We start from the raw sequence: 21215 nt of genomic DNA, 5'->3' as shown, positions 1-21215 counted from the left end.
CGGCTCGCAAGGCGAGCCGTGGGCGCAGCGGATAGTGGAGGGGGATCGCCGCATATGGAACCGTAGCGTCTGGGGAAGCCCCCTCCACCATGCTGCGCATGGTCCCCCTCCCCATGCCGGGGAGGATCGGGTGTTCCCCTGCACGCGCTTCCCCGATATTACCCGCCGCCACACAGCCGGAGCGTTCCCTTGATCCTTTCCACCCTCGCCGCTGCGACCGGCGATATCGGTATGGCCGCCGGCCATATCCGCTACAGCGATCTGGGGCTGGACCCGGTCGCGCTGAACCTCGGCTTCTTTCAGCTCAAATGGTATTCGCTGGCCTATATCACCGGCATCCTCGCCGGCTGGTGGTATATGCTCAGGCTCCTCGACCAGCCCGGCGCGCCGATGGCGCGGCGGCACGCCGACGACCTCGTCTTTTATGCGACGCTTGGCATCATCCTCGGCGGGCGGATCGGCTACGTCCTGTTCTATGCGCCGGAAATGATTACCGACCCGATCAAGATCCTGCGCCTGTGGGATGGCGGTATGTCGTTCCATGGCGGGATGGTCGGCCTGATTCTCGGCATCTGGTGGCTGTCGCGCAAACACGGCCTGCGCGCGCTCCGGGTCACCGACTATGTCACCTGCGTCGCGCCGATCGGCCAGTTTCTCGGCCGGCTCGCGAATTTCGTGAATGGCGAACTGTGGGGCAAGCCCAGCGACGCACCATGGGCGATCGTGTTCCCGCGCACCGTGGCCGGCGGTCTCGATCCGGCGCGTCACCCGAGCCAGCTTTATGAGGCGATGGGCGAAGGGCTGATCCTGTTCCTGATCCTCGCCTTCCTCTTCTGGCGGACCGATGCGCGGTACAAGCCGGGCTTCCTGCTCGGCACCGGCATGGCCGGGTTCGGCGTGGCGCGGTTCGTCATCGAATTCTGGCGCGAACCCGATGCCCAGCTGGTCGAATTCGCACAGGCGACCGGGCTGCATATGGGCCAGTGGCTGACCCTGCCGATGATCGCGGTCGGCGCGTATCTGATGGCGACCGCCAAGAAGCGCCGCGTCCGCGTGGAGCCGATTGCGGGCACGGAGAGCGTGGCATGAAGCTCCTCCCCGGCACGGGGAGGGGGACCATGCGCAGCATGGTGGAGGGGGTTCGCCTGCTCCACCACGGCTGCGTCTGCGGATACCCCCCTCCACCGTCTTGCGGACGGTCCCCCTCCCCGCGCAGCGGGGAGGATTTCGGATGACCGACGCCGCCCTGCCCGAACGCCTCGCCCGCGCGATCACGCTGGCCGGGCCGATCAGCCTCGCCCAGTTCATGGGGGCGGCCAACGCGCACTATTACGCCACGCGCGACCCGCTCGGCGCGAAGGGCGACTTCACCACCGCGCCGGAGATCAGCCAGATGTTCGGCGAGCTGATCGGCCTGTCGCTGGCCGACGGGTGGGATCGCGCCGGGCGACCTGCGGCGCGCTATGTCGAATTCGGTCCGGGTCGCGGCACCCTCGCCGCCGATGCGCTCCGCGCCATGGAATCGGCGGGCTGCACCCCCGGTGTCCATTTCGTCGAAACGTCGCCGACGCTGCGGGCCGAACAGGCGAAGCACGTGCCGCAGGCCGAATGGGCGATGGACGGTGTCGGCCTGCCCGACGACGGCCCGCTGCTGGTCGTGGCCAACGAATTTTTCGACGCGCTGCCGATCCGGCAACTCGTGAAGACGGCGGAGGGCTGGCGCGAACGGCTGGTCGCGTGTCAGGATACGCTGTTCCTGCCGATCGTCGGCACGCGTGGTTTCGACCCGATCATCCCCCCGCATCTGCAGGGGGCGCCGCTCGGCTCGGTCCTCGAAACCGCCCCGGCCGCCGTCGCCATCCTGCGCCAGCTGGCCAAGCGGATCGTCGCGCAGGGCGGCTGCGCGCTCATCATCGACTATGGCTATAGCGGCCCGGCGATCGGCGACACGTTGCAGGCGGTGCGCGGGCACGGCTTCGTCAACCCGTATGAAAACCCGGGCGAGCAGGACCTGACCGCGCATGTCGACTTCGCGACGCTCGCCGAAGCCGCGCGGGCCGAGGACGCTATGGCCTATGGCCCGGTCGAACAGGGCGCGCTGCTGAAGGCGCTTGGCATCGATGCGCGGGTACAGGCATTGTCGGCGCGGTCGCCCGACCGCGGTGCCGGGTTGCGCGCCGATCGCGACCGGTTGGTGGAGGACGAGCAGATGGGCAGCCTGTTCAAGGCGATCGCGATCACCAGCCCCGGCTGGCCGGTTCCGGCGGGGTTCGCATGACCCCGGTGCTGCGCGCGGCGACGGCCGCCGATGCCGCGCTGCTGGCACGGATCGGGGCGGAAACCTTTACCGAAACGTTCGGCACGCTCTACGACCCGGCCGATCTCGCCGCATTCCTGACCAACCACACGCCCGACAAGTGGACCGGGGAACTGACCGATCCGCGCTTCCATGTCGTACTGGCGATGGCTGGCGACGACGAGGCCGGGTACGCCAAGCTCGGGCCGCCGTCGCTGCCGTTCGAACCGCGCGGACGGCCGATCGAACTGCGCCAATTCTATGTGCGAACCGCATGGCAGGGCAGCGGGCTCGCCGCGCGGATGATGGAGCATATGCTGGCGACGGCGCGCGCGACCGGTGCCGACGAACTCTATCTGTCGGTGTTCGTCGACAATCACCGCGCCCGGCGGTTTTACGAACGTTGTGGCTTCGAACGGGTCGGCCGCTACGACTTCATGGTCGGCAATCATCGGGATGTGGATGACGTGATGCGGGTGGCCCTGTGACGGACGTCCATGATGTCGAGGTGATCCGCGCCGCTGCGCTGGACGGCGTGGCGCACGGCTTTCTCGGGCGGCGCGGCGGCGTGTCGAGCGGGGTCGTCGCGGGCCTGAATGTCGGCCTCGGATCGGCCGACGATCCGGCGGCGGTGGCGGAAAATCGCGCGCGTGCCGTGGCGGCGGTGCTGCCCGGCGCGGCGTTGTGCGGGCTGTACCAGACGCATTCGGCCTCGGTCGTGCGGGTGCTGACCGCCTTTCCCGATGCCGACCGGCCGCAGGGCGACGCGATGGTCACCGAACGGCCCGACATCCTGCTCGGCATCGTCACCGCCGATTGCGCGCCGGTGCTGCTCGCCGATCCGGAGGCCGGCGTGGTCGGTGCGGCCCATGCCGGGTGGAAAGGCGCGCTGGCGGGCATTACCGACGCGACGATCGCGCAGATGGAAAAGCTCGGGGCGCGCAGCGGCCGGATCGCCGCCGCGATCGGCCCGTGCATCGCGCGGGCAAGCTATGAGGTCGATATGGGCTTCGTCGAACGCTTCTGTTCGACCGATCCGGCCAATGAGCGGTTCTTCGCCGAAAACCGACCCGGCCATGCCCGGTTCGATCTCGAAGCCTATGTGGTGCACCGGCTGGCGGCGGCGGGCGTGCGGCGGATCGAGGCACTCGGCCTCGACACCTATGCGCAGGAAGACCGCTTCTTCAGCTTCCGCCGCGCGACGCATCGCGGCGAGGCGGATTATGGCCGGCAGCTGTCGCTGATCGGTCTGGCGGGATAGTCCTTTCCGTACCCCCGCGCAGGCGGGGGTCCAGAGTCCCAGACGCGACCGTTATGCTGTGCGACCTTGGGCCCCCGCCTGCGCGGGGGTACGACATGCGTCGTAATTTGGTTTCTCCCGTAACTATCGCTACGCTCTCCCGAAAAAGCAGGAGAGACTCACGATGTCCGACGAAACCGAAGCCGACCTGACCGGCGTTCCGCCGCGCCGTCGCCCCAAGCCTTCGGTCGACACCGTCGGCGGTCGCCGGCTGAAGCCCGCGACGCTGATGATGGGCCATGGCTATGATCCGGTCCTGTCCGAAGGATCGCTGAAACCGCCGATCTTCGCGACCTCGACCTACGTCTTTCCCAACGCAGCGGCAGGCAAGCGCCATTTCGAGGGCGTGACCGGCAAGCGGCCGGGCGGTGCGGAGGGGCTGGTCTATTCGCGCTTCAACGGCCCCAATCAGGAAATCCTCGAAGACCGGCTGGGCGTCTGGGAAGCAGCGGAGGATGCGCTGGTCTTTTCCAGCGGGATGTCGGCGATCGCGACGCTGTTTCTGGCGATGGTCCAGCCCGGCGACACGGTCATCCATTCGGGACCGCTCTATGCGGCGACCGAAACGCTGATCGGTCGCGTGCTCGGCCGCTTCGGGGTGAAGTATCTCGACTTCCCGGCCGGCGCGACCCGCGACGAGATCGAGGGCGTGCTGCGACAGGCCGACGGTCCGGTACCGCTGATCTATCTCGAAAGTCCCGCCAACCCGACCAACGCGCTGGTCGATATCGAAGCGGTCGCGGCCGCCCGCGACGCGGTGTTCGGCGACGGGGCGGAAAAACCGCCGATTGCGATCGACAACACGTTTCTGGGGCCGCTTTGGCAGCAACCGCTGCAACACGGTGCCGATCTGGTCGTCTACTCGCTGACCAAATATGCGGGCGGGCACAGTGACCTGGTGGCCGGCGGCGTGCTGGGATCGAAGGCACACATCAACACAATCCGCTCCATGCGCAACACCATCGGCACGATCTGCGACCCGAACACCGCATGGATGCTGCTCCGCAGTCTCGAAACGCTCGAACTACGTATGAGCCGGGCGGGCGAGAATGCCGAGAAGGTCTGCGCGTTCCTGCGCGATCATCCGAAGGTCGAGCGCGTCGGCTATCTCGGTTTCCTGAAAGATGCCGAAGGCATGGCGCGGCAGGCCGACATCTATGCGCGCCATTGCACCGGCGGGGGATCGACCTTTTCGCTGTACCTGAAAGGTGGCGAGCGCGAGGCGTTCGCGTTCCTCGACGCACTGGTCATCGCAAAACTGGCGGTCAGCCTTGGCGGAACCGAGACGCTGGCCAGCCATCCCGCGGGCATGACGCATCTGTCTGTGCCCGATGCGCGCAAGGCGGCGCTGGGGATTACCGACAATCTGGTGCGGATTTCGATCGGGGTTGAGGATGCGGACGACCTGATCGCCGATTTCGAGCAGGCACTGGCGGCGATCTGACCCAAAGTCCTCCCCGGCACGGGGAGGGGGACGTAGCGGCGATCAGAGACTTGCCGGGAGCAAGTCGCAGCAGCAAAGCCGGCTCGCAAGGCGAGCCGTGGGCGCAGCATGGTGGAGGGGGCTGGCCGCGAACCCCAGCGTTGCGAGTGTGAACACCCCCCTTCACTAGTCTGGGGCCGATCCCCCTCCCCGTGCCGGGGAGGATTTACGCCCCGCCGATGCCTTCGATCACCTTGCCGGTGCCGCCGCAATTGGTGCATTCGTCACCGTCGATCGTGCCCTTGCCGCCGCAGCGCGGGCAGAGATCTTCACCCGTACCGGGGGTACCGGGTGCGGCATCGTCGCCGGGGTTGAGCGGTTCGGGCATGTCGTCTCTCCGATGTGAAGCCGCGACAACGGTCGACAGCGCGGGTAAGGTCCGGCATGACGCGACCCCTTATGCCGCCCCGTTTCGCCTTCACCGTCACCGCCACCTCCGGCCGCGCCCGCGCCGGCACGATCGCCATGCAGCGTGGCGAGATCCGCACCCCCGCCTTCATGCCGGTCGGCACCGCCGCCACGGTCAAGGCGGTCAAGCCGCAGGACGTGCGCGCCGCCGGTGCCGACATCCTGCTCGGCAATACCTATCACCTGATGCTGCGGCCGAGCGCCGAACGTGTCGCGCGACTGGGTGGGTTGCACGCCTTCATGGGCTGGGACCGGCCGATCCTGACCGACAGCGGCGGCTATCAGGTGATGAGCCTGTCCGAACTGACCAAGCGGTCGGAGGATGGCGTCGAATTCAAGAGCCATCTGGACGGCACCCGTCACCTGATGAGTCCCGAGCGATCGATGGAGATCCAGCGGTTGCTGGGCAGCGATATCGTCATGGCGTTCGACGAACTGGTGCCGACGACGTCGACCCCCGACGTGCAGGCCCGCGCGATGGAGCGGTCGATGCGCTGGGCGCGCCGCAGCCGGGCCGGGTTCGATTCGGGCGAGGAACATGCCTCGCGCGCCGCCTTGTTCGGTATCCAGCAGGGTGCGCTCGACGAAAAACTGCGCGAGTCGTCCGCCGACGCGCTGATCGATATCGGCTTCGATGGCTATGCGGTCGGCGGCCTCGCGGTTGGCGAGGGGCAGGAGGCGATGTTCGGCGTGCTCGACTATGCGCCGGGGCAACTGCCGATCGACAAACCCCGCTATTTGATGGGGGTCGGCAAGCCCGACGACATCGTCGGGGCGGTCGAACGCGGCATCGACATGTTCGACTGCGTGCTGCCGACCCGATCGGGTCGCACCGGACAGGCGTTTACCCGCGGCGGCCCGATCAACATCCGCAATGCCAAATTCGCCGAGGATCTGGGCCCCGCCGACCCGGAATGCGCCTGTCCGACCTGCCGCAATTTCAGCCGCGCCTATCTCCACCATCTGGTCCGTGCCGGGGAGATTCTCGGCGCGATGCTGATGACCGAACATAATCTCTATTTCTATCAGGCGTTGATGGCCGATCTGCGGGCCGCCATCGCCAGCGACACGCTGCACATTTTCGCCGACGATTTCCGGGCACGCTACACGGCCGGCAAGCGTTGAGCATAAAAGAGGGAGAGGATCATGACCGAAAAAACCGCACTGAACGAGGTCGCCGCCGCGGCAAAGGAAGCCAAGCGCCTCGCCGACGCCGCGGCCGATACCCGGCAGCCGTCGAAGGGACAGGCATGGCCGCTGGTGCCGATCGGCGTCGGTATCGGCATCGGATCGGCCGCGCTTGCCGCTGCGCTGCTCTACGCCAATGCCGGCCGTAAAAAGGGCTGATCGGCCGGCGGGAGCGTCACGGGGGCTGATCCGGCGTGACGCCCGTAGCCGATGATACATTGACACTCGCCGCCCGCGCGGCCCACATCTCCGGCATTCTTCCTGCCGGAGTTTCCCAATGCGTCTCGGCCTTGCGTTGCTGATTTCGACCGCCCTGTTCGCCCCCGCCTATGCGCAGCCGCGTGCCGTGCCCGCGGCGGCGCAGGCGACGGTCCCGCCGATCGCCTATACCGAACGCACCCTGCCCAACGGCCTGCGTGTCTATGCCATTCGCGACACGTCGAGCGCGAACGTGTCGGTGCAGGTGTGGTACGATGTCGGGTCAAAGGACGATCCCGCCGGGCGGTCCGGCTTTGCGCACATGTTCGAACATTTAATGTTCAAGGCGACGCGCAATCTGGTGCCCGAACAGCTCGACCGGCTGACCGAGGATGTCGGCGGGTACAACAACGCGTCGACTGCCGACGACTACACCAATTATTTCGAGGTGGTGCCGGCCAACCATCTGCAACGGCTGTTGTTCGCCGAGGCCGACCGGATGGCGACGCTGGTCGTCGATCCCAAGACCTTCGCGTCGGAACGCGAGGTCGTGAAGGAGGAATTGCGCAGCCGCATCCTCGCGCAACCATACGGCAAGCTGTTCGGCCTGTATGCGCCGATGGTGTCGTATAGCCGCCATCCCTATGCCCGGCCCGGCATCGGATCGATCGCCGATCTCGACGCGGCGACGATCGACGATATCCGCGCCTTCCACGCGACCTATTACCGGCCCGACAATGCCGTGCTGGTGGTCGCCGGCAATTTCGATCCCGCGCAACTGAACCGCTGGGTCGACCAGTATTTCGGCCCAATCGCCAAGCCCGCCCGCCCGATCCCGCGCGTGACGATCGACGAACCCGTTCGCCAGCAACCGGTGACGAAGACGGTGTACGAGGCGAACACGCCATTGCCCGCCGTCCTGATCAGCTATCCCCTGCCGCCCGCCAATCATCCCGATCAGGCGGCGCTGAAGGTGCTCGACGCGATCCTGTCGGGCGGCGACAATTCGCGGCTGCACCAGTCACTCGTCTATCGCGACCAGATCGCGCAGGACGTCGGCGTCCAGCTCGACGCCAAACAGGGGCCAGGCACGCTGTCGCTCTACGCGATTCTTGCCGGCGGCAAATCGGCGGCGGATGGCGAAGCGGCGCTCAAGCGCGAGGTCGCCCGCCTGATCGCGGCCCCGCCGACCGCCGCCGAACTGGCCGAGGCGAAGAACGAGATCACCACCGCCGAACTGCTGTCGCGCGAAACGGCGGAAGGGAAAGCGTCGGCGCTGGCGCAGGGCGTCATTGTCGAGCGTGACCCGCAGGCGGCGGACAAGGGCCTTGCCGCGATCGGCCGCGTCACCGCCGCCGATGTGCAGCGCGTCGCCAGGACCTGGCTGGCCGCCAACCGCGCGGCGACCGTCCGCTATCTGCCCGACACCGCCAAGCCGGCGAACGCGACCAGCGACACGATCGCCGTCGCCAGCAGCGTCGTCACGACGCCGCTGGCGGTGCCGCCCGGCATCGCGGTGTTCACCCCCGCCCCCGAAAGCCAGCGCATCCTGCCCCCCGCCCCGGCCGCACCGGTGCAGGTCGCGATCCCCATCCCCGTCGAACGTCGCCTGCCGAACGGCATGCGCGTCGTTGTGGTCGAGAAGCGCGGCCTGCCGGTCGTCACCGCCGCGTTGGTCGGTGGCGGCGGGGCGGTCGCCGATCCCGAGGGCCGTGCCGGCGTCGGCGAACTGACCGCCGGGCTGCTGACGCAGGGCACGAAGACCCGTTCGGCGACCGAGATCGCCCGCGCGGTTGAATCGCTGGGCGGCAGCATCGGCAGCGGCGCGGGCTGGGATTCGCAGAGCGTGACGCTGACCGTCGGATCGGCACAGGCCGCGCCCGCGCTCGCCATCCTTGCCGATGTCGCGCGCAACCCGGCCTTTGCTCAGGACGAGATTGAGCGGCTGCGGACACGGACCATCGACGGCGTGTCGGTGGCGCTGACCGATCCGGGGCAGCTGGCGGGCCTAGTCGCCGATCGTGTCGTGTTCGGCGCATCGCCCTATGGCCATCCGGCAACGGGCACGCCGACATCGCTGAAGGCGATCACGCGCGACGATGTCGTCACCGCCTATCGTCGGGCGTGGCAGCCGGCGGAGGCGACGCTGGTGCTGGTCGGCGATCTGACGGCGGACGCCGGGATGGCGCTGGCCACGCGATTGTTCGGCGACTGGACGGCGCAACCCGGGTCTGCCGCCGCGCCCGCGCCGGTATATGCGGCGCCGGAACCCCGCGTGATCGTGGTCGACATGCCCGGTGCCGGACAGGCGGGTGTGGTCGTCGCCCGCCCCGGCATCGCGCGGGACGACAAGGATTATTTCCCCGCCGCCGTTGCCAACGCGACGCTCGGTGTCGGTTTCTCCTCGCGGCTCAACCAGGAAATCCGTATCAAGCGCGGCCTCGCCTATGGTGCGCGATCCGAACTGGACGCCCGGCGCTGGGGCGGTGCCATCGGCGCGTCGACCCAGACCAAGAACCCGTCGGCACCCGAGGTGGTCAAGATCATTACCGACGAGTTGCGCCGACTGGGCATCGAACCGGCACCCGAGGCCGAGCTGGCGACGCGCAAGGCGGTGCTGACCGGCAATTTCGGGCGAACGATCGAACGGACCAGCGGTATTGCCGGCACCATCGCCACCTATGTCGCCGACGGCGTGCCGCTGGCGCGCATCGCGACCTTCCTCCCCTCGGTCGAGGCGGTCGGGCCGGCGGCGGTCCAGTCGGTTGCGGCGCGGGTCATGGACCCGAAGGCGGCGAGCATCGTCGTGGTCGGCGACGCCAAGCAGTTCCTCGAACCGCTGCGGGCGGCCTATCCGCGGCTGGTGGTGATACCGGCGGCGTCGGTCGATCTGGGAAGCGCGAACTTGCGTTGAAAAGCTCCTCCCTGCTCGCGGGCAGGGGGACCGCCGTGTAGCGGTGGTGGGGCATTCGCAGGCGGACCGCTTGTGGACACCTCCCTCCACCAGCTGCGCTGATCCCCCTCCCCGTGCCGGGGAGGATTTCGTTTACGGCGCGGGCAGCGTTTTCGGGTAGAGCGCGACGGAATGGCTGCGTTCGTGACCCTTTCCAGGAACCGGTGGATCGTCATCGGCGGCTCGGCTTTCCTGTCCGCCGGGATCGCGCTCGCCGTCTTCGCATCGCGCGAACCACAACCCGCACCCCCGCCGGTCCGGTTCGGGTACGAAGCCGACGACCATTTCCCCGGTGCGGCGCTGTTGCTGCTCGACGCACCGGTCCGGCAGGGGGCGACGGGCACGACCGCCCTGCCCGCACTGCCGGTCCCCGCCGACATCGCCGATACCTCGATCCGTGCGGCACGGCCGTTCATCCTACGCGGCAGCCAGATCGACCGTGCCCGCGCGTTGCAGTGTTTGACGAGCGCGATCTATTACGAGGCCGGCAACGAACCCGATGCCGGGCAGCGTGCGGTGGCGCAGGTCGTCCTGAACCGCGTGCGGCATCCCGCTTTCCCGGCAACGGTCTGTGGCGTGGTGTTTCAGGGTTCGGATCACCCGCGCTGCCAGTTCAGCTTTGCCTGCGACGGGGCGATGGCACGGACGCCGGCTCCGGCAGTCTGGCTGCGCGCGCGGCGGGTCGCGGCGCGGGCGCTGGCAGGCGAGGTGTTCGCGCCGGTCGGGCTGGCGACGCATTACCATACCTATGCCGTCACCCCGTCGTGGAACCGGACGCTGGTGATGACCGGCGTGTTCGGCGCGCATTTCTTCCATCGGTGGAAGGGCGGATGGGGCACGCCCGCCGCCTTTCGCGACCGCTATATCGGTGGCGAGCCGCTGCCGGGGCCGCTACAGGCCGTGCCGCTGCCCGTAACGACGGTACCGACGGTGACGATACCACCCCCACCCAAGATCGCGGCGCTGCCGCTGCCCGTGCCGGTTGCAACGGCGACACCTGCGCCGGTCACGCTACCGGCGGATTCGCAGATCCTCGACCGGTGGAAGGATTCGGGTCGGCCGCTGCGCTGACGTGACATTCGCGTGTCCCGCGCCTACCTGCACCGCGAACCATCGGAGAGTTTTCCATGTCGCTGACCGTCGCCGTCCAGATGGACCCCATATCGGGCATCAACATCGCGGGCGATTCCACCTTCGCGCTGATGCTGTCGGCGCAGGCGCGCGGGCATCGGTTGTTCCATTATGCCGCCGAAGACCTGAACCAATCGGGCGATCGGGTATGGGCGCGGGCACAGCCGGTGACGGTGCAGCGGGTGGTCGGCGATCACTTCACGCTCGGCGATCCGGTTTCGCTCGATCTTGGCGAGCAGGCCGATGTCGTGCTGATGCGGCAGGACCCGCCGTTCGATCTCGGCTACATCACCGCGACGCACCTGCTGGAACGGATCAGCGACCGGACACTGGTGGTCAATGATCCGGCATCGGTCCGCAATGCGCCGGAAAAGCTGTTCGTCCTCGACTATCAGCGGTTCATGCCGCCGACGCTGATCACCCGGTCGGTCGACGAAGCGCGCGCGTTCCTCGCCGACCATGGTTCGGTCGTGGTGAAGCCGCTGCACGGCAATGGCGGCAAGGCGATCTTCAAGATCGACAGCGATGCGCAGAACCTGTCGTCGCTGATCGAGGTGTTCAACACCGCGTACCGCGAACCGCATATGGTGCAGGCGTTCCTGCCGGCGGTGGCGCAGGGCGACAAACGGATCGTGCTGGTCAATGGCGAGGTCGCGGGCGCGGTCAATCGCCTGCCGGGCGCAGGTGAGATCCGGTCGAACCTCGCGGTCGGCGGCACCGCTGCCAAGACCGAACTGACGCAGCGCGAACGTGAAATCTGCGCGGCTCTGGGGCCGGAATTGAAGCGGCGCGGGCTGATCTTCGTCGGGATCGATGTGATCGGCGGCGAATGGCTGACCGAAATCAACGTCACCTCCCCCACCGGCATCGTCGCGATCGAGAAATTCGACGGCACCGACGTCGCGGGCATGATCTGGGACGCGATCGAGGCACGGGTGGCGGCGCGGTAACGGCACGAAACCCGGTTCCGCACGTTCCCAGACCTCATGACGACCTTCATTCTCGATGCCATCGCGCGCGGCGGCTATATCGGCATCTTCCTGTTGATGGCGCTGGAAAATGTCGTGCCGCCGATCCCGTCGGAGGTCATCATGGGCCTTGGCGGGATGGCGGTCGCGCGCGGCGACATGACGATGGTGCCGTTGCTGCTATGGGGCACCGCCGGGACCACGGCCGGCAATTACTTCTGGTACGCGATCGGACGGCGGTTCGGCTATCACGGGCTCAAGCCGTTCGTCGATCGCTGGGGCCGGTGGTTGACCGTCGAATGGGAAGATGTCGAGAAGCTGCACCGCTTTTTCCGCAAACACGGTGGTAAAACCGTGTTCGTGTTCCGGTTCATGCCGACCTTCCGCACGTTGATTTCGCTGCCCGCCGGTATGGCGTGCATGCCGCGCTGGCGCTTTTTCCTCGCGACATTCACCGGCAGCATCGTGTGGAATGCGGTGCTTGCCTATGCCGGACTGTGGCTAGGATCGAATTTCGAACAGCTCGACCATTATGTCGGCCCGGTCGCGATCGGCATGTCGGTCGCGATCGTGATCTTCTACGTGTACCGCGTCGTCACGTGGAAGCCACGGGCGCAACGCTGACGTCGATCGCGTACGGTACCGCGTAGCAGCGATGCCGGGTCCTTCGACTGCCATCCTGCGACGTAGCCTATGCGAACCGGTACCGCCGACATGAAAAAAGCCCCGGTGTGACCCGGGGCGATTTCGTTCTCGTGCCGTACGTGCCCGATCAGGCGACGGGTGGGGCGGCCTCTTCTTCCGTGCGCACGCGGCGGCGGCGGCGCGGACGGTCGGCAGCATCGTCGCTCGTCGACAGCGCCGGCGGCAGACGATCGGCTTCGATCGACGGTGCCGCTTCCTCAACTGGGGCGGGCGCGGCTTCGGCGCGGGCGCGCGGCGTGCGGCGACGGACCGGCTTCGCTTCGGTCGCTTCGGCAGCAACCGGAACGGGTGCCGGTTCGGCTACCGGAGCCACGTCGATCTGCTGCTCGGCCTGCTGCGTGCCGACTTCGCCCTCGACACCGCGCGGTTCGCCCGGATCGGCGGCAGGCTGCTGCATCCGGCCACCGTCGCGACGCAGACGCTCGCGCGGCTGACGTTCTTCCCGCAGGGCGCGGTCGTCACGCGACTGACGCTCTTCGCGTGGCTGACGGTCCTCGCGGGGGGCGCGGTCGTCGCGAGCCTGACGTTCTTCACGCGGCTGGCGATCCTCGCGGGGAGCGCGGTCGTCACGCACCTGACGCTCTTCGCGCTGGCCACGATCGTCGCGCTGGCCGCGGTCGTCGCGCGGCTGGCGATCGTCCCGGGCGTAGCGATCGTCGCGCTGGGCGCGGGGCTGGCGGTCGTCGCGATTGCCACGATCTTCGCGCGGGCGGTCGTCGCGCTGGTTGCCACGATCGTTGCCGGCCTCGTTCTCGTCGAGGTCGAAATCCTCATCATCGGCACCGTCGAAATCGTCGCGGGCGCGACGCTGTTCCTCGACGCGCGAGCGACCGGCTTCGAGCACGCGGAAATAATGGTCGGCGAACTGGAGGTAGTACTCAGTGTTCACCCGATCGCCGGCGCGTTGGGCGTCGGCAGCGAGGTTCTTATACTTTTCCAGCAACTGCGCCGCATTGCCACGCGCGCGATTGTCGATGCGATTGCCGTTGTCGCGCGAATTGCCGCCGCCGGTTCCCGGCTGACGCTGAGTACCGCGACCGCGACGGCGGCCGGCCTGACGATTGTTCATCAAGGGTTGGTTGTCCTGTCCTTACCTGTCCGTCGATCTACCGATCGCGGATGCGAGCAAATCCGCAAGGCGATGCACGGGCACCGTCCGCCTGCCATGACCACCGGACGACAGTGGCGCACATGACGATGGAAGGAGCCACGCCCCGCAATCAACGACCTGGTCGATGGTGCCTGCCCCAAGCCGGTCTTAGCGGCTGCGCACGGCTTCTCCAAGAAAAATATGGCTTCGAAGTGCTGGATTTCAACCGGCAACGATACAGCGCGGCCGGTCGCCGAGGTCGCGTACCAGTCGCGCGGGCAAGCCAGCGGCACGGACCATCGCGAGGACGGCATCGCCCTGTTCATGCCCGATCTCGATCGCGGCGATCCCACCGGGCGCGAGCAGGCGCGGCAGGTCGGGGACAATACGGCGATACTCGTCGAGGCCATCCGCCCCGGCGAACAATGCCGCCGCGGGTTCGTGACCGGCCACTTCGTGCGGCAACGTTTCCGCCGTCCCGATATAGGGCGGATTGGCGAGGATCAGGTCGAAGCGTTCGTCGATCCCGGCGGTCCAGTCGCCCGGCCGCAGGACGGCACGATCCGCCATTCCCAGCACCGCGGCGTTGCGGCGGGCATAATCGAGGGCCGTTTCCGACGCGTCGATGCCCAGCCCGCTCGCCTGCGGCCATTCGGCCAGCGCCGCCAGCAGCAGCGTGCCGGGTCCGGTGCCGAGGTCGAGGATGCGAACGGGAGGGCGTGCCGCGAAATGATCGACCGCCGCCTCGATCAGCGTCTCGCTATCGGCGCGGGGCACCAGCACGCCGGGACCGACCGCGAGATCGATCGTCCAGAAGGCACGGCTGCCGGTGATATAGGCGACCGGTTCGTGCGCGAACCTTCGGTCGACCAGTTCGGCGAAGGTCGCGGGAACCGGGTCGTCAAGCCTCGCCAGCAGCATCGCTTCGCGGGTGCAGCCAAGGGCATGGGCGGCGAGGAGTTCTGCGTCGAGGCGGGGGGATGGCGAGACGTTGGCAATGCGGGCCGTTGCTTCGGTCAGCGCCCGGCGCAGCGTGGTCATGGGTTCACGCGAAGGCGCGAAGGCGCAAAGAAGGTTCGATTTCGCGCAGAGGCGCGGAGGCGCGGAGGGGTTGCGTTCCGGGTGAAGTTCCGCGCGTTCAGGTGCCTTCCAACTTCGTTGTAATGGCGGTCGAGAAAGATCGCTGCGCGATCGGCGTTCGCTCCTTCTCCGCGCCGCTGCGCCTTTGCGCGAAAACTGCCTGCTTCCCTTCGCGTCTTCGCGCCTTCGCGTGTATCACCCATCCAGCGTCGCCAGCCGCTCCGCTTCGTCCTGCGCGATCAATGCGCCGATCAATTCTTCCATCTCACCTTCGAGGATCTCCGGCAGACGATGCAGCGTCAGGTTGATGCGGTGATCGGTCACCCGCCCCTGCGGAAAGTTGTAGGTGCGGATGCGTTCGGACCGGTCGCCCGATCCGACCATCGACCGGCGCGTGCCGGCACGCTCATCGGCAAGGCGCGCGCGTTCGGCCTCGTACAGCCGTGTGCGCAGGACCTTCAGCGCCTTGGCCTTGTTCTTGTGCTGCGACTTTTCGTCCTGCTGGATCACGACCAGCCCGGTCGGCAAGTGGGTGATGCGCACCGCCGAATCGGTGGTGTTGACCGACTGCCCTCCCGGCCCCGACGAGCGATAGACGTCGATGCGCAGATCCTTGTCGTCGATCTGGACGTCGACTTCCTCGGCCTCGGGCAAGACGGCGACGGTCGCGGCGCTGGTGTGGATGCGTCCGCCGCTCTCGGTCGCGGGCACCCGCTGCACGCGGTGGACGCCGCTTTCGAATTTCAGCCGGGCGAACACGCCTGCGCCGGTCACGCTGGCGACGACTTCCTTGTAGCCGCCCGCGTCCGATACCGATGCCGAGATCAGTTCGACCCGCCAGCCGCGATTGTCGGCGTAGCGTTGGTACATGCGGAACAGGTCGCCCGCGAACAGCGCCGCTTCGTCGCCGCCGGTGCCGGCACGGATTTCGAGCATCGCTGCGCGTTCGTCGGCGGCGTCGCGCGGCAGCAGCGCCAGCGCCAGCGCGCGTTCGGCCGCGTCGAGTTGCTGGCGGTTGGCGTGCAGTTCCTCGAGCGCCATCGCGCGCAGGTCGTCATCGGCGTCCTGCGTCATATAGGCGAGACTCTCGCTTTCCGCGCGGAGCCGCCGCACCTCGCCCGCCGCCGCCGCAACGGGTTCGAGTTCGGCATATTCCTTCGACACCGCGACAAAACGGTCGCCGGGCAGGTCGCCGGTCGCCATCTGCGCTGCCAGTTCGTCGCGCCGCGCCTCGATCTGGGCGATGCGTTCGGGCGCGATGGTCATGCGAACTCGATCGGCGCAAGAGCTTCACGCATCTGCTCATCTTCCGTCGGGGATAGACTGAAGTTTCGGAAGCCCGTGGCGACCATGCCGTCACGACGACTGAACGAAAGGATCGCTGAAGGCCCGGTTTTTGCTGCTCGATCATAGCGCTTCTTGGGACTGCCGCTAACAATGGCTTCCGCTGCCCAACCTGCCCGACGCAAACGGGATACATAATCGAGTGCCTGCGAAATAAATTCGTCTGACTCGGCCACGACTGCTACTTTCCGAGGCACAACGGGCACGTCCTCCAACAACATCGCCAGCCGCTCGATCCCCGCCGCCCAGCCGACGCCCGGCGTCGCGGGACCACCGAGGCTTTCGACCAGCCCGTCATAGCGCCCGCCGGCCAGCACGGTGCCTTGCGCGCCCAGTCGGTCGGTGACGAATTCGAATGCGGTGTGGCGGTAATAGTCCAGCCCGCGCACCAGCCGGTCGTTGCGGGTCCACTTGACCCCCGCCGCATCCAGCCCGCCGGTCACCGCCGCGAAGAAATCGGCCGCCTCCGCCGTCAGATACCCGTCGATACCCGGTGCCGAATCGGCGATCGGGCGGTCGCGCGGGTCCTTCGAATCGAGAATGCGCATCGGATTCTTGTCGAGCCGCTTGAGGCTGTCCTCCGACAGGTCGCCGCGATGGCCCATGAAATGATCGACCAGCGCGGCGCGCCATGCGTCGCGCGTCGCGGCATCGCCCAGCGTATTGAGCTGCAACGTCACGCCATCGGCGATGCCGAGTTCGTGGAGCAGCTGATCGGCCATCGCCAGCAATTCGACATCGGCCATTGGCTCGGCCGCGCCGATCACCTCGGCGTCGATTTGATGGAACTGGCGATAGCGACCCTTTTGCGGGCGTTCGTAGCGGAACACGGGCCCATGCGTCGCGAGCTTGAGCGGCGCGTACTGCTGCCAGCCTTCGGTCAGGTACGCGCGGGCGATGCCGGCGGTGAATTCGGGACGCAGCGTCAGCGAATCACCGCCGCGATCCTCGAACGAATACATTTCCTTCGACACGACGTCGGTCGTCTCGCCCAGCGAGCGGGCGAACACCGCGGTCGATTCGAACACCGGCACCTCGACCCGCGCGAAGCAGTACAGGCGGCGGACGCGTTCGAACGTTTCGGCGACATGGGTAAAGCGCCGTTCGAAATCGCCGAATATGTCCTGGGTGCCCCGGACGGGGCGGGGGGTGGTGATCTTGGCCATTGGGCGGCGGTATTTATGATCTTCGCCGTCCGAACGCCAGCGATTAGCGCGGGGGTACGGCGTTCGCCCTCGCCCGGTCAGGCGGCAACGTCGCGAATGCTCACCATTGACCATGTCGGTCCGACTGTGGCAGTGGCATCGCCTCCACGCCGCAGCGTGCGGGCGGGTATAGTACAATGGTAGTACAGCAGCCTTCCAAGCTGAATACACGGGTTCGATTCCCGTTACCCGCTCCAATCCCTTCCTATCGCGGACCGAACAGGATCACCGCGCAGCCGGCGACACACAGCGCGGCCCCGGTCAGGTCGAACCGGTCGGGCACCAGCCCTTCGACCGCCCAGCCCCACAGCACCGCGCTCAGGATATAGACGCCGCCATAGGCCGCATAGGCGCGCCCTGCCCCGGCGGTATCGCTTTGTGCCAGCACCCATGCGAATGCCGCGAGCGCGGCGACACCCGGCAGCAGCCACCATGGCGAACGGTCGAGCCGCCACCATGCCCAGAAGGCGAAACATCCGCCGATTTCGAGCAGTGCGGCGATAGCGAAGAGGATCGGGGTCGGGATGGGCTTTTCCCGGAAAACACCGCCGCGCCGAAGCGCGGGCGGTGGTGGACAGGGCTGGATTCGAACCAGCGTACGGGAAACCCGGGCAGATTTACAGTCTGCTGCCTTTAACCACTCGGCCACCTGTCCAGCCGCCACCTGAACGGGCGGGCCGTTCAAGCGAGCGCGCCCATTGCCGGTCCGCAGCGGCGCTGTCAACGCCTTGCGCCACTTTGTCGGGCAACTTAGCGTCGTCGACACGTATTTTTGACGCGAGGAACCCGAATTGCGCGCAATCCTGCTGGCCACCTCCCTGATCGCCGCACCGCTGGCGGCACAAAGCGTCGATCGCGACGCCGTGAACCGGATCATCGACGAAGGCACCAGCCATACGCAGGTGATGCCGATCGCCCAGCATCTGACCGACCGGATCGGCCCGCGCCTGCCCAATTCGCCGGCGATGCGCGAGGCGGAACGCTGGACCGAGGCCAAGTTCCGCGAATGGGGATTGAGCGTAGCCAAGGAAGGATTCGAGTTCGGGCGCGGCTGGACGATCGAACGCTCCAGCGTCCGCATGGTCACGCCGCGGCCGGTACAGCTGACCGCGATTCCGATCGCATGGACGCCCGGCACCAACGGTCGCATCACCGCGCCGGTGATCGTCGCGCCGATCGCGGAGGAAAAGGACTTTGCCGACTGGCGCGGCAAGCTGTCGGGTAAGGTCGTGATGGTGACGCGGCCGGGCGAAGGGTCGGAACCGGGCGAGGCGCCGTTCCGCCGCCTGACCGGCGAGGACCTGGCCAAGGCCGATAGCTGGCGCGAGCCGGTGTTCGACCCCGCCGATACCGATCGCCGTGCCAGGCGGCTCGACTTCGCGCGCAAGCTCGATGCGTTCCTGAAGAGCGAAGGCGCGGTGGCGATGGCGACGATGTCGTCGCGCGACGGCAAGCTGCTGCACGGGTCGGGCTATCTGTTCACCCGCGACGTCGCGCCCGCCGTTCCGGCGATCGAGATCGCGGCGGAGGATTATCGCCGGCTCGCGCGCCTGTCGGTCGGCGACGCGGCACCGACGATCGAGATCGACAGCCAGGTCCGCTTCGACGATAGCGACGCCACCGCCTACAACATCATCGCCGACCTGCCCGGCACCGATCCCAAGGCGGGCTATGTCATGGCCGGCGCGCATTTCGACAGCTGGGTCGCAGGCGACGGGGCTGCCGACAATGCCGCGGGCACCGCAGTGGTGATGGAGGCGGCGCGCATCCTGTCGACGCTGAAGGTCCGGCCGAAGCGGACCATCCGTTTCGCGCTGTGGAATGCCGAGGAACAGGGGCTGCTCGGCAGCCTCGCCTATGTCGAACAGCATATCGCGGCGCGGCCCGAACCGGCGGGCGGCAGGGACGGTGGCCTTGCGCGCTTCTATGGCTGGACCAACCGGTTTCCGATCACGAAGAAGCCCGGCTATGACGCGATGACCGCGTATTTCAACATCGACAACGGGTCGGGCAGGATTCGCGGGATCAATGCCGAGAACAATGTCGCCGCGGTGCCGACCCTGCGCGAATGGCTCAGCCCCTTCGCATCGATGGGCGCGACCACCGTCGCCAATAGGCGGACCGGATCGACCGATCACTATTTCTTCCAGTCGGTGGGGCTGCAGGGCTATCAGTTCATTCAGGACCCGCTCGACTATGGCAGCCGCTTGCACCATACGAGCGTCGATACCTACGATCACCTCAAAGGCCCCGATATGCGGCAGAACGCGATCATCCTCGCGTCGATCCTGCTGAGCGCGGCCAATGCCGAACGGCCGCTGCCGCGTCCGCCCCTGCCCACCCAGCCGGTCGCCACCGACCCCTACGCTATCCCCGAGAAAGACTGACATGGCCCGCAAAGGACACCGCCCCAGCAAGGCTTCACCGCAGCGTCCGCGCTTCTGGGGCCGGCATGCTGCCTTCGCCGCGCTCGACAATCCCGAGCGGGTGATCCGCAAGATCTGGTGCACCCACGAAATGGGCGCGCAGCTGGTGCTGCCCGAGGGCGTGCCGGTGGTCTATGCCGAGGTCGCCGATCTGGCGCGGCTGGTCCCGGCCGATGCGCCGCACCAGGGCATCGTGATCGAGGCCGATCCGCTGGAGGATATCTGGCTGGCCGACCTGATCGAACAGGGGCGCGACGACGACCGGCCGATCCTGCTGCTCGATCAGGTGACCGACCCGCATAATGTCGGCGCGATCCTGCGGTCGGCGGCGGCGTTCGACGCGCTGGGCATCGTCACGCAGGACCGCCACGCCCCGCCCGAATCGGGCACGGTCGCGCGGTCGGCATCGGGCGCGCTGGAAAGCGTGCCGTGGGTGCGGGTGGTGAACCTGTCGCGGGCGCTGGTCGAACTGGGCGAGGCCGGATACTGGCGCGTCGGGCTGACCGGCAAGACCGACACGACGCTGGCGCAGGCGCTGGGGCCGAAGCGGGTCGCGCTGGTGCTGGGTGCCGAGGGCGAGGGCATGCGGCAGAATACCGAGGCGCATTGCGACATCCTCGCCAAGCTGCCGATTTCGGACCGGGTCGAGAGTCTGAACGTGTCGAACGCCGCGGCGATTGCGTTGTATGCAGTCGCGATGGCGAAGGGAGACTGACGAAGCAGCGAAGCTGGTTCGCAGCCCTCCCAAGCCCGGCCGGCGGGGCGCAGCCCCGACCGACGACATGGGCTTTGCCCATGGCGGGTTGTGGTTGGGGCGACGGGTTCTCGACGGACGCTTCTCGACTTCGCTCGAAGCTGCTCGAACCGAACGGTTGGAATGTTGCTCCCCTACCCCCAACCCACCCCGTTTGGTTCGAGTAGGGATCGAGCGTAGTCGAGAGCCCGTATCGAGAACGGGTTCCGCATACGCAGCCCGACATGGGCGAAGCCCATGTCGTCGGTCGGGGCACTGCCCCGCCGGCCGCGCTTGGATCGCTGCGAACCAGCTTCGCTGCTTCGTCTGCGATCCGGCGCGTTAGTCTTCGTCTGCAATCTCCACCCGCATGCCATCCAGCCCCGCCTCGAACCGTACCTGACACGACAGCCGCGACGTATCCCGCCGATCGTCGACCGCATCGAGCAGATCGTCCTCGTCCTCGCCCATCGGCGGCAGGCGGTCGATAAACGCCGGGTCGACATAGACATGGCAGGTCGCGCACGAACAGCCGCCGCCGCACAGCGCCAGCAGTTCGTCGAAGCCGTTCATCTTCAACACTTCCATGACCGACAGCCCGGCTTCGCCGTCCACGGTTCGTTCTTCCCCGGCGCGGGTGACGACGGTAAGCTTGGGCATCGTTCGTTCTCCTGTCGCCGCCCCATGCCGGGACGGCCCATGCTTTT

General features: G+C 67.4%; 20 protein-coding genes and 2 tRNA genes. 14 read left to right on the top strand and 8 right to left on the bottom strand.

The features are described 5' to 3' along the window. The first annotated feature begins 189 nt into the window (after window positions 1-189). The 5 genes from lgt (at window position 190) to ASE90_RS16920 (ending at window position 5040) form a co-directional block, all read left to right on the top strand. Window positions 190-1089, top strand: coding sequence for a prolipoprotein diacylglyceryl transferase (gene lgt, locus ASE90_RS16940; RefSeq protein WP_056003567.1), 900 nt, complete (start codon window positions 190-192; stop codon window positions 1087-1089). Window positions 1090-1231: 142 nt separating this feature from the next. After that, the gene (locus ASE90_RS16935; protein ID WP_056003564.1) at window positions 1232-2278 is read left to right on the top strand and encodes a class I SAM-dependent methyltransferase; all 1047 of its coding nucleotides are present in this window, start codon (window positions 1232-1234) and stop codon (window positions 2276-2278) included. Then, window positions 2275-2784 carry a GNAT family N-acetyltransferase gene (locus ASE90_RS16930; protein ID WP_056003561.1) on the top strand — a complete coding sequence of 170 codons (510 nt, stop codon included), beginning with the start codon at window positions 2275-2277 and terminating at the stop codon, window positions 2782-2784. Before ASE90_RS16935 ends, ASE90_RS16930 begins: the two co-directional genes overlap by 4 nt. Continuing rightward, complete coding sequence (pgeF, locus tag ASE90_RS16925) at window positions 2781-3557, top strand: peptidoglycan editing factor PgeF (protein ID WP_056003558.1); 777 nt, start codon at window positions 2781-2783, stop codon at window positions 3555-3557. The genes ASE90_RS16930 and pgeF overlap by 4 nt, the downstream gene beginning before the upstream one ends. Before the next feature lie 163 nt (window positions 3558-3720). After that, window positions 3721-5040: a cystathionine gamma-synthase family protein gene (locus ASE90_RS16920; protein ID WP_056003555.1), complete on the top strand. Its 1320-nt coding sequence runs from the start codon at window positions 3721-3723 to the stop codon at window positions 5038-5040. Window positions 5041-5245: 205 nt separating this feature from the next. Here ASE90_RS16920 and ASE90_RS20385 read toward each other — a convergent pair whose 3' ends face one another. After that, entirely contained in the window at window positions 5246-5407 is a 162-nt protein-coding gene (locus ASE90_RS20385; protein ID WP_200910930.1) for a hypothetical protein, read from the bottom strand. Window positions 5408-5478: 71 nt separating this feature from the next. Here ASE90_RS20385 and tgt point away from each other — a divergent pair, with 71 nt between their 5' ends. The 6 genes from tgt to ASE90_RS16890 all read left to right on the top strand — a co-directional run bounded on the left by tgt (window position 5479) and on the right by ASE90_RS16890 (window position 12549). Then, window positions 5479-6612 carry a tRNA guanosine(34) transglycosylase Tgt gene (gene tgt, locus ASE90_RS16915; RefSeq protein ID WP_056003552.1) on the top strand — a complete coding sequence of 378 codons (1134 nt, stop codon included), beginning with the start codon at window positions 5479-5481 and terminating at the stop codon, window positions 6610-6612. 21 nt (window positions 6613-6633) lie between these two features. Next, window positions 6634-6834, top strand: coding sequence for a hypothetical protein (locus ASE90_RS16910; protein ID WP_056003549.1), 201 nt, complete (start codon window positions 6634-6636; stop codon window positions 6832-6834). Between the two features lie 118 nt (window positions 6835-6952). Further along, entirely contained in the window at window positions 6953-9787 is a 2835-nt protein-coding gene (locus ASE90_RS16905) for a M16 family metallopeptidase (protein WP_056003545.1), read from the top strand. Window positions 9788-9970: 183 nt separating this feature from the next. Beyond that, complete coding sequence (locus tag ASE90_RS16900; RefSeq protein ID WP_235531905.1) at window positions 9971-10897, top strand: cell wall hydrolase; 927 nt, start codon at window positions 9971-9973, stop codon at window positions 10895-10897. A 56-nt stretch (window positions 10898-10953) separates the two neighbouring features. After that, on the top strand, window positions 10954-11907 hold the full coding sequence (gene gshB, locus ASE90_RS16895; RefSeq protein ID WP_056003537.1) for a glutathione synthase: 954 nt from the start codon (window positions 10954-10956) through the stop codon (window positions 11905-11907). Between the two features lie 36 nt (window positions 11908-11943). Beyond that, a complete protein-coding gene (locus ASE90_RS16890; RefSeq protein ID WP_056003534.1) occupies window positions 11944-12549 on the top strand; it encodes a DedA family protein in 606 nt (201 codons plus the stop codon). A gap of 148 nt (window positions 12550-12697) precedes the next feature. Here the strand turns inward: ASE90_RS16890 and ASE90_RS16885 are convergent, their stop codons facing one another. From ASE90_RS16885 to hisS, 4 genes are all read right to left on the bottom strand, one after another. Then, window positions 12698-13699, bottom strand: a complete 1002-nt coding sequence (locus ASE90_RS16885; protein WP_321163795.1) for a DUF4167 domain-containing protein — start codon at window positions 13697-13699, stop codon at window positions 12698-12700. A gap of 243 nt (window positions 13700-13942) precedes the next feature. After that, window positions 13943-14761: a peptide chain release factor N(5)-glutamine methyltransferase gene (gene prmC / locus ASE90_RS16880; RefSeq protein ID WP_056003528.1), complete on the bottom strand. Its 819-nt coding sequence runs from the start codon at window positions 14759-14761 to the stop codon at window positions 13943-13945. A gap of 234 nt (window positions 14762-14995) precedes the next feature. Continuing rightward, window positions 14996-16066 carry a peptide chain release factor 1 gene (gene prfA / locus ASE90_RS16875; RefSeq protein ID WP_056003525.1) on the bottom strand — a complete coding sequence of 357 codons (1071 nt, stop codon included), beginning with the start codon at window positions 16064-16066 and terminating at the stop codon, window positions 14996-14998. Further along, window positions 16063-17310, bottom strand: coding sequence for a histidine--tRNA ligase (gene hisS / locus ASE90_RS16870; protein WP_056003522.1), 1248 nt, complete (start codon window positions 17308-17310; stop codon window positions 16063-16065). The genes prfA and hisS overlap by 4 nt, the downstream gene beginning before the upstream one ends. 162 nt (window positions 17311-17472) lie before the next feature. Between hisS and ASE90_RS16865 the strand changes: the two genes are divergently transcribed. After that, window positions 17473-17546, top strand: a tRNA-Gly gene (locus ASE90_RS16865). 8 nt (window positions 17547-17554) lie between these two features. Here ASE90_RS16865 and ASE90_RS19385 read toward each other — a convergent pair. Together ASE90_RS19385 and ASE90_RS16860 are read right to left on the bottom strand one after the other, a co-directional pair. Continuing rightward, window positions 17555-17863 carry a YnfA family protein gene (locus ASE90_RS19385; protein ID WP_268795027.1) on the bottom strand — a complete coding sequence of 103 codons (309 nt, stop codon included), beginning with the start codon at window positions 17861-17863 and terminating at the stop codon, window positions 17555-17557. 54 nt (window positions 17864-17917) lie between these two features. Further along, window positions 17918-18004 (bottom strand) — tRNA-Tyr (locus ASE90_RS16860). A 136-nt stretch (window positions 18005-18140) separates the two neighbouring features. Here ASE90_RS16860 and ASE90_RS16855 point away from each other — a divergent pair. Together ASE90_RS16855 and rlmB are read left to right on the top strand one after the other, a co-directional pair. Further along, on the top strand, window positions 18141-19736 hold the full coding sequence (locus ASE90_RS16855; protein WP_056003519.1) for a M20/M25/M40 family metallo-hydrolase: 1596 nt from the start codon (window positions 18141-18143) through the stop codon (window positions 19734-19736). Between the two features lies 1 nt (window position 19737). Continuing rightward, on the top strand, window positions 19738-20490 hold the full coding sequence (gene rlmB, locus ASE90_RS16850; RefSeq protein ID WP_056003516.1) for a 23S rRNA (guanosine(2251)-2'-O)-methyltransferase RlmB: 753 nt from the start codon (window positions 19738-19740) through the stop codon (window positions 20488-20490). A 360-nt stretch (window positions 20491-20850) separates the two neighbouring features. On the opposite strand, the gene ASE90_RS16845 is transcribed toward rlmB, so the two are convergent. Beyond that, entirely contained in the window at window positions 20851-21168 is a 318-nt protein-coding gene (locus ASE90_RS16845; RefSeq protein ID WP_056003513.1) for a 2Fe-2S iron-sulfur cluster-binding protein, read from the bottom strand. Window positions 21169-21215: the final 47 nt, after the last annotated feature.

It is taken from the genome of Sphingomonas sp. Leaf67, assembly GCF_001421965.1.
Taxonomy (GTDB): Bacteria; Pseudomonadota; Alphaproteobacteria; order Sphingomonadales; family Sphingomonadaceae; genus Sphingomonas.
This window is presented reverse-complemented; position numbering and strand designations above follow the sequence as displayed.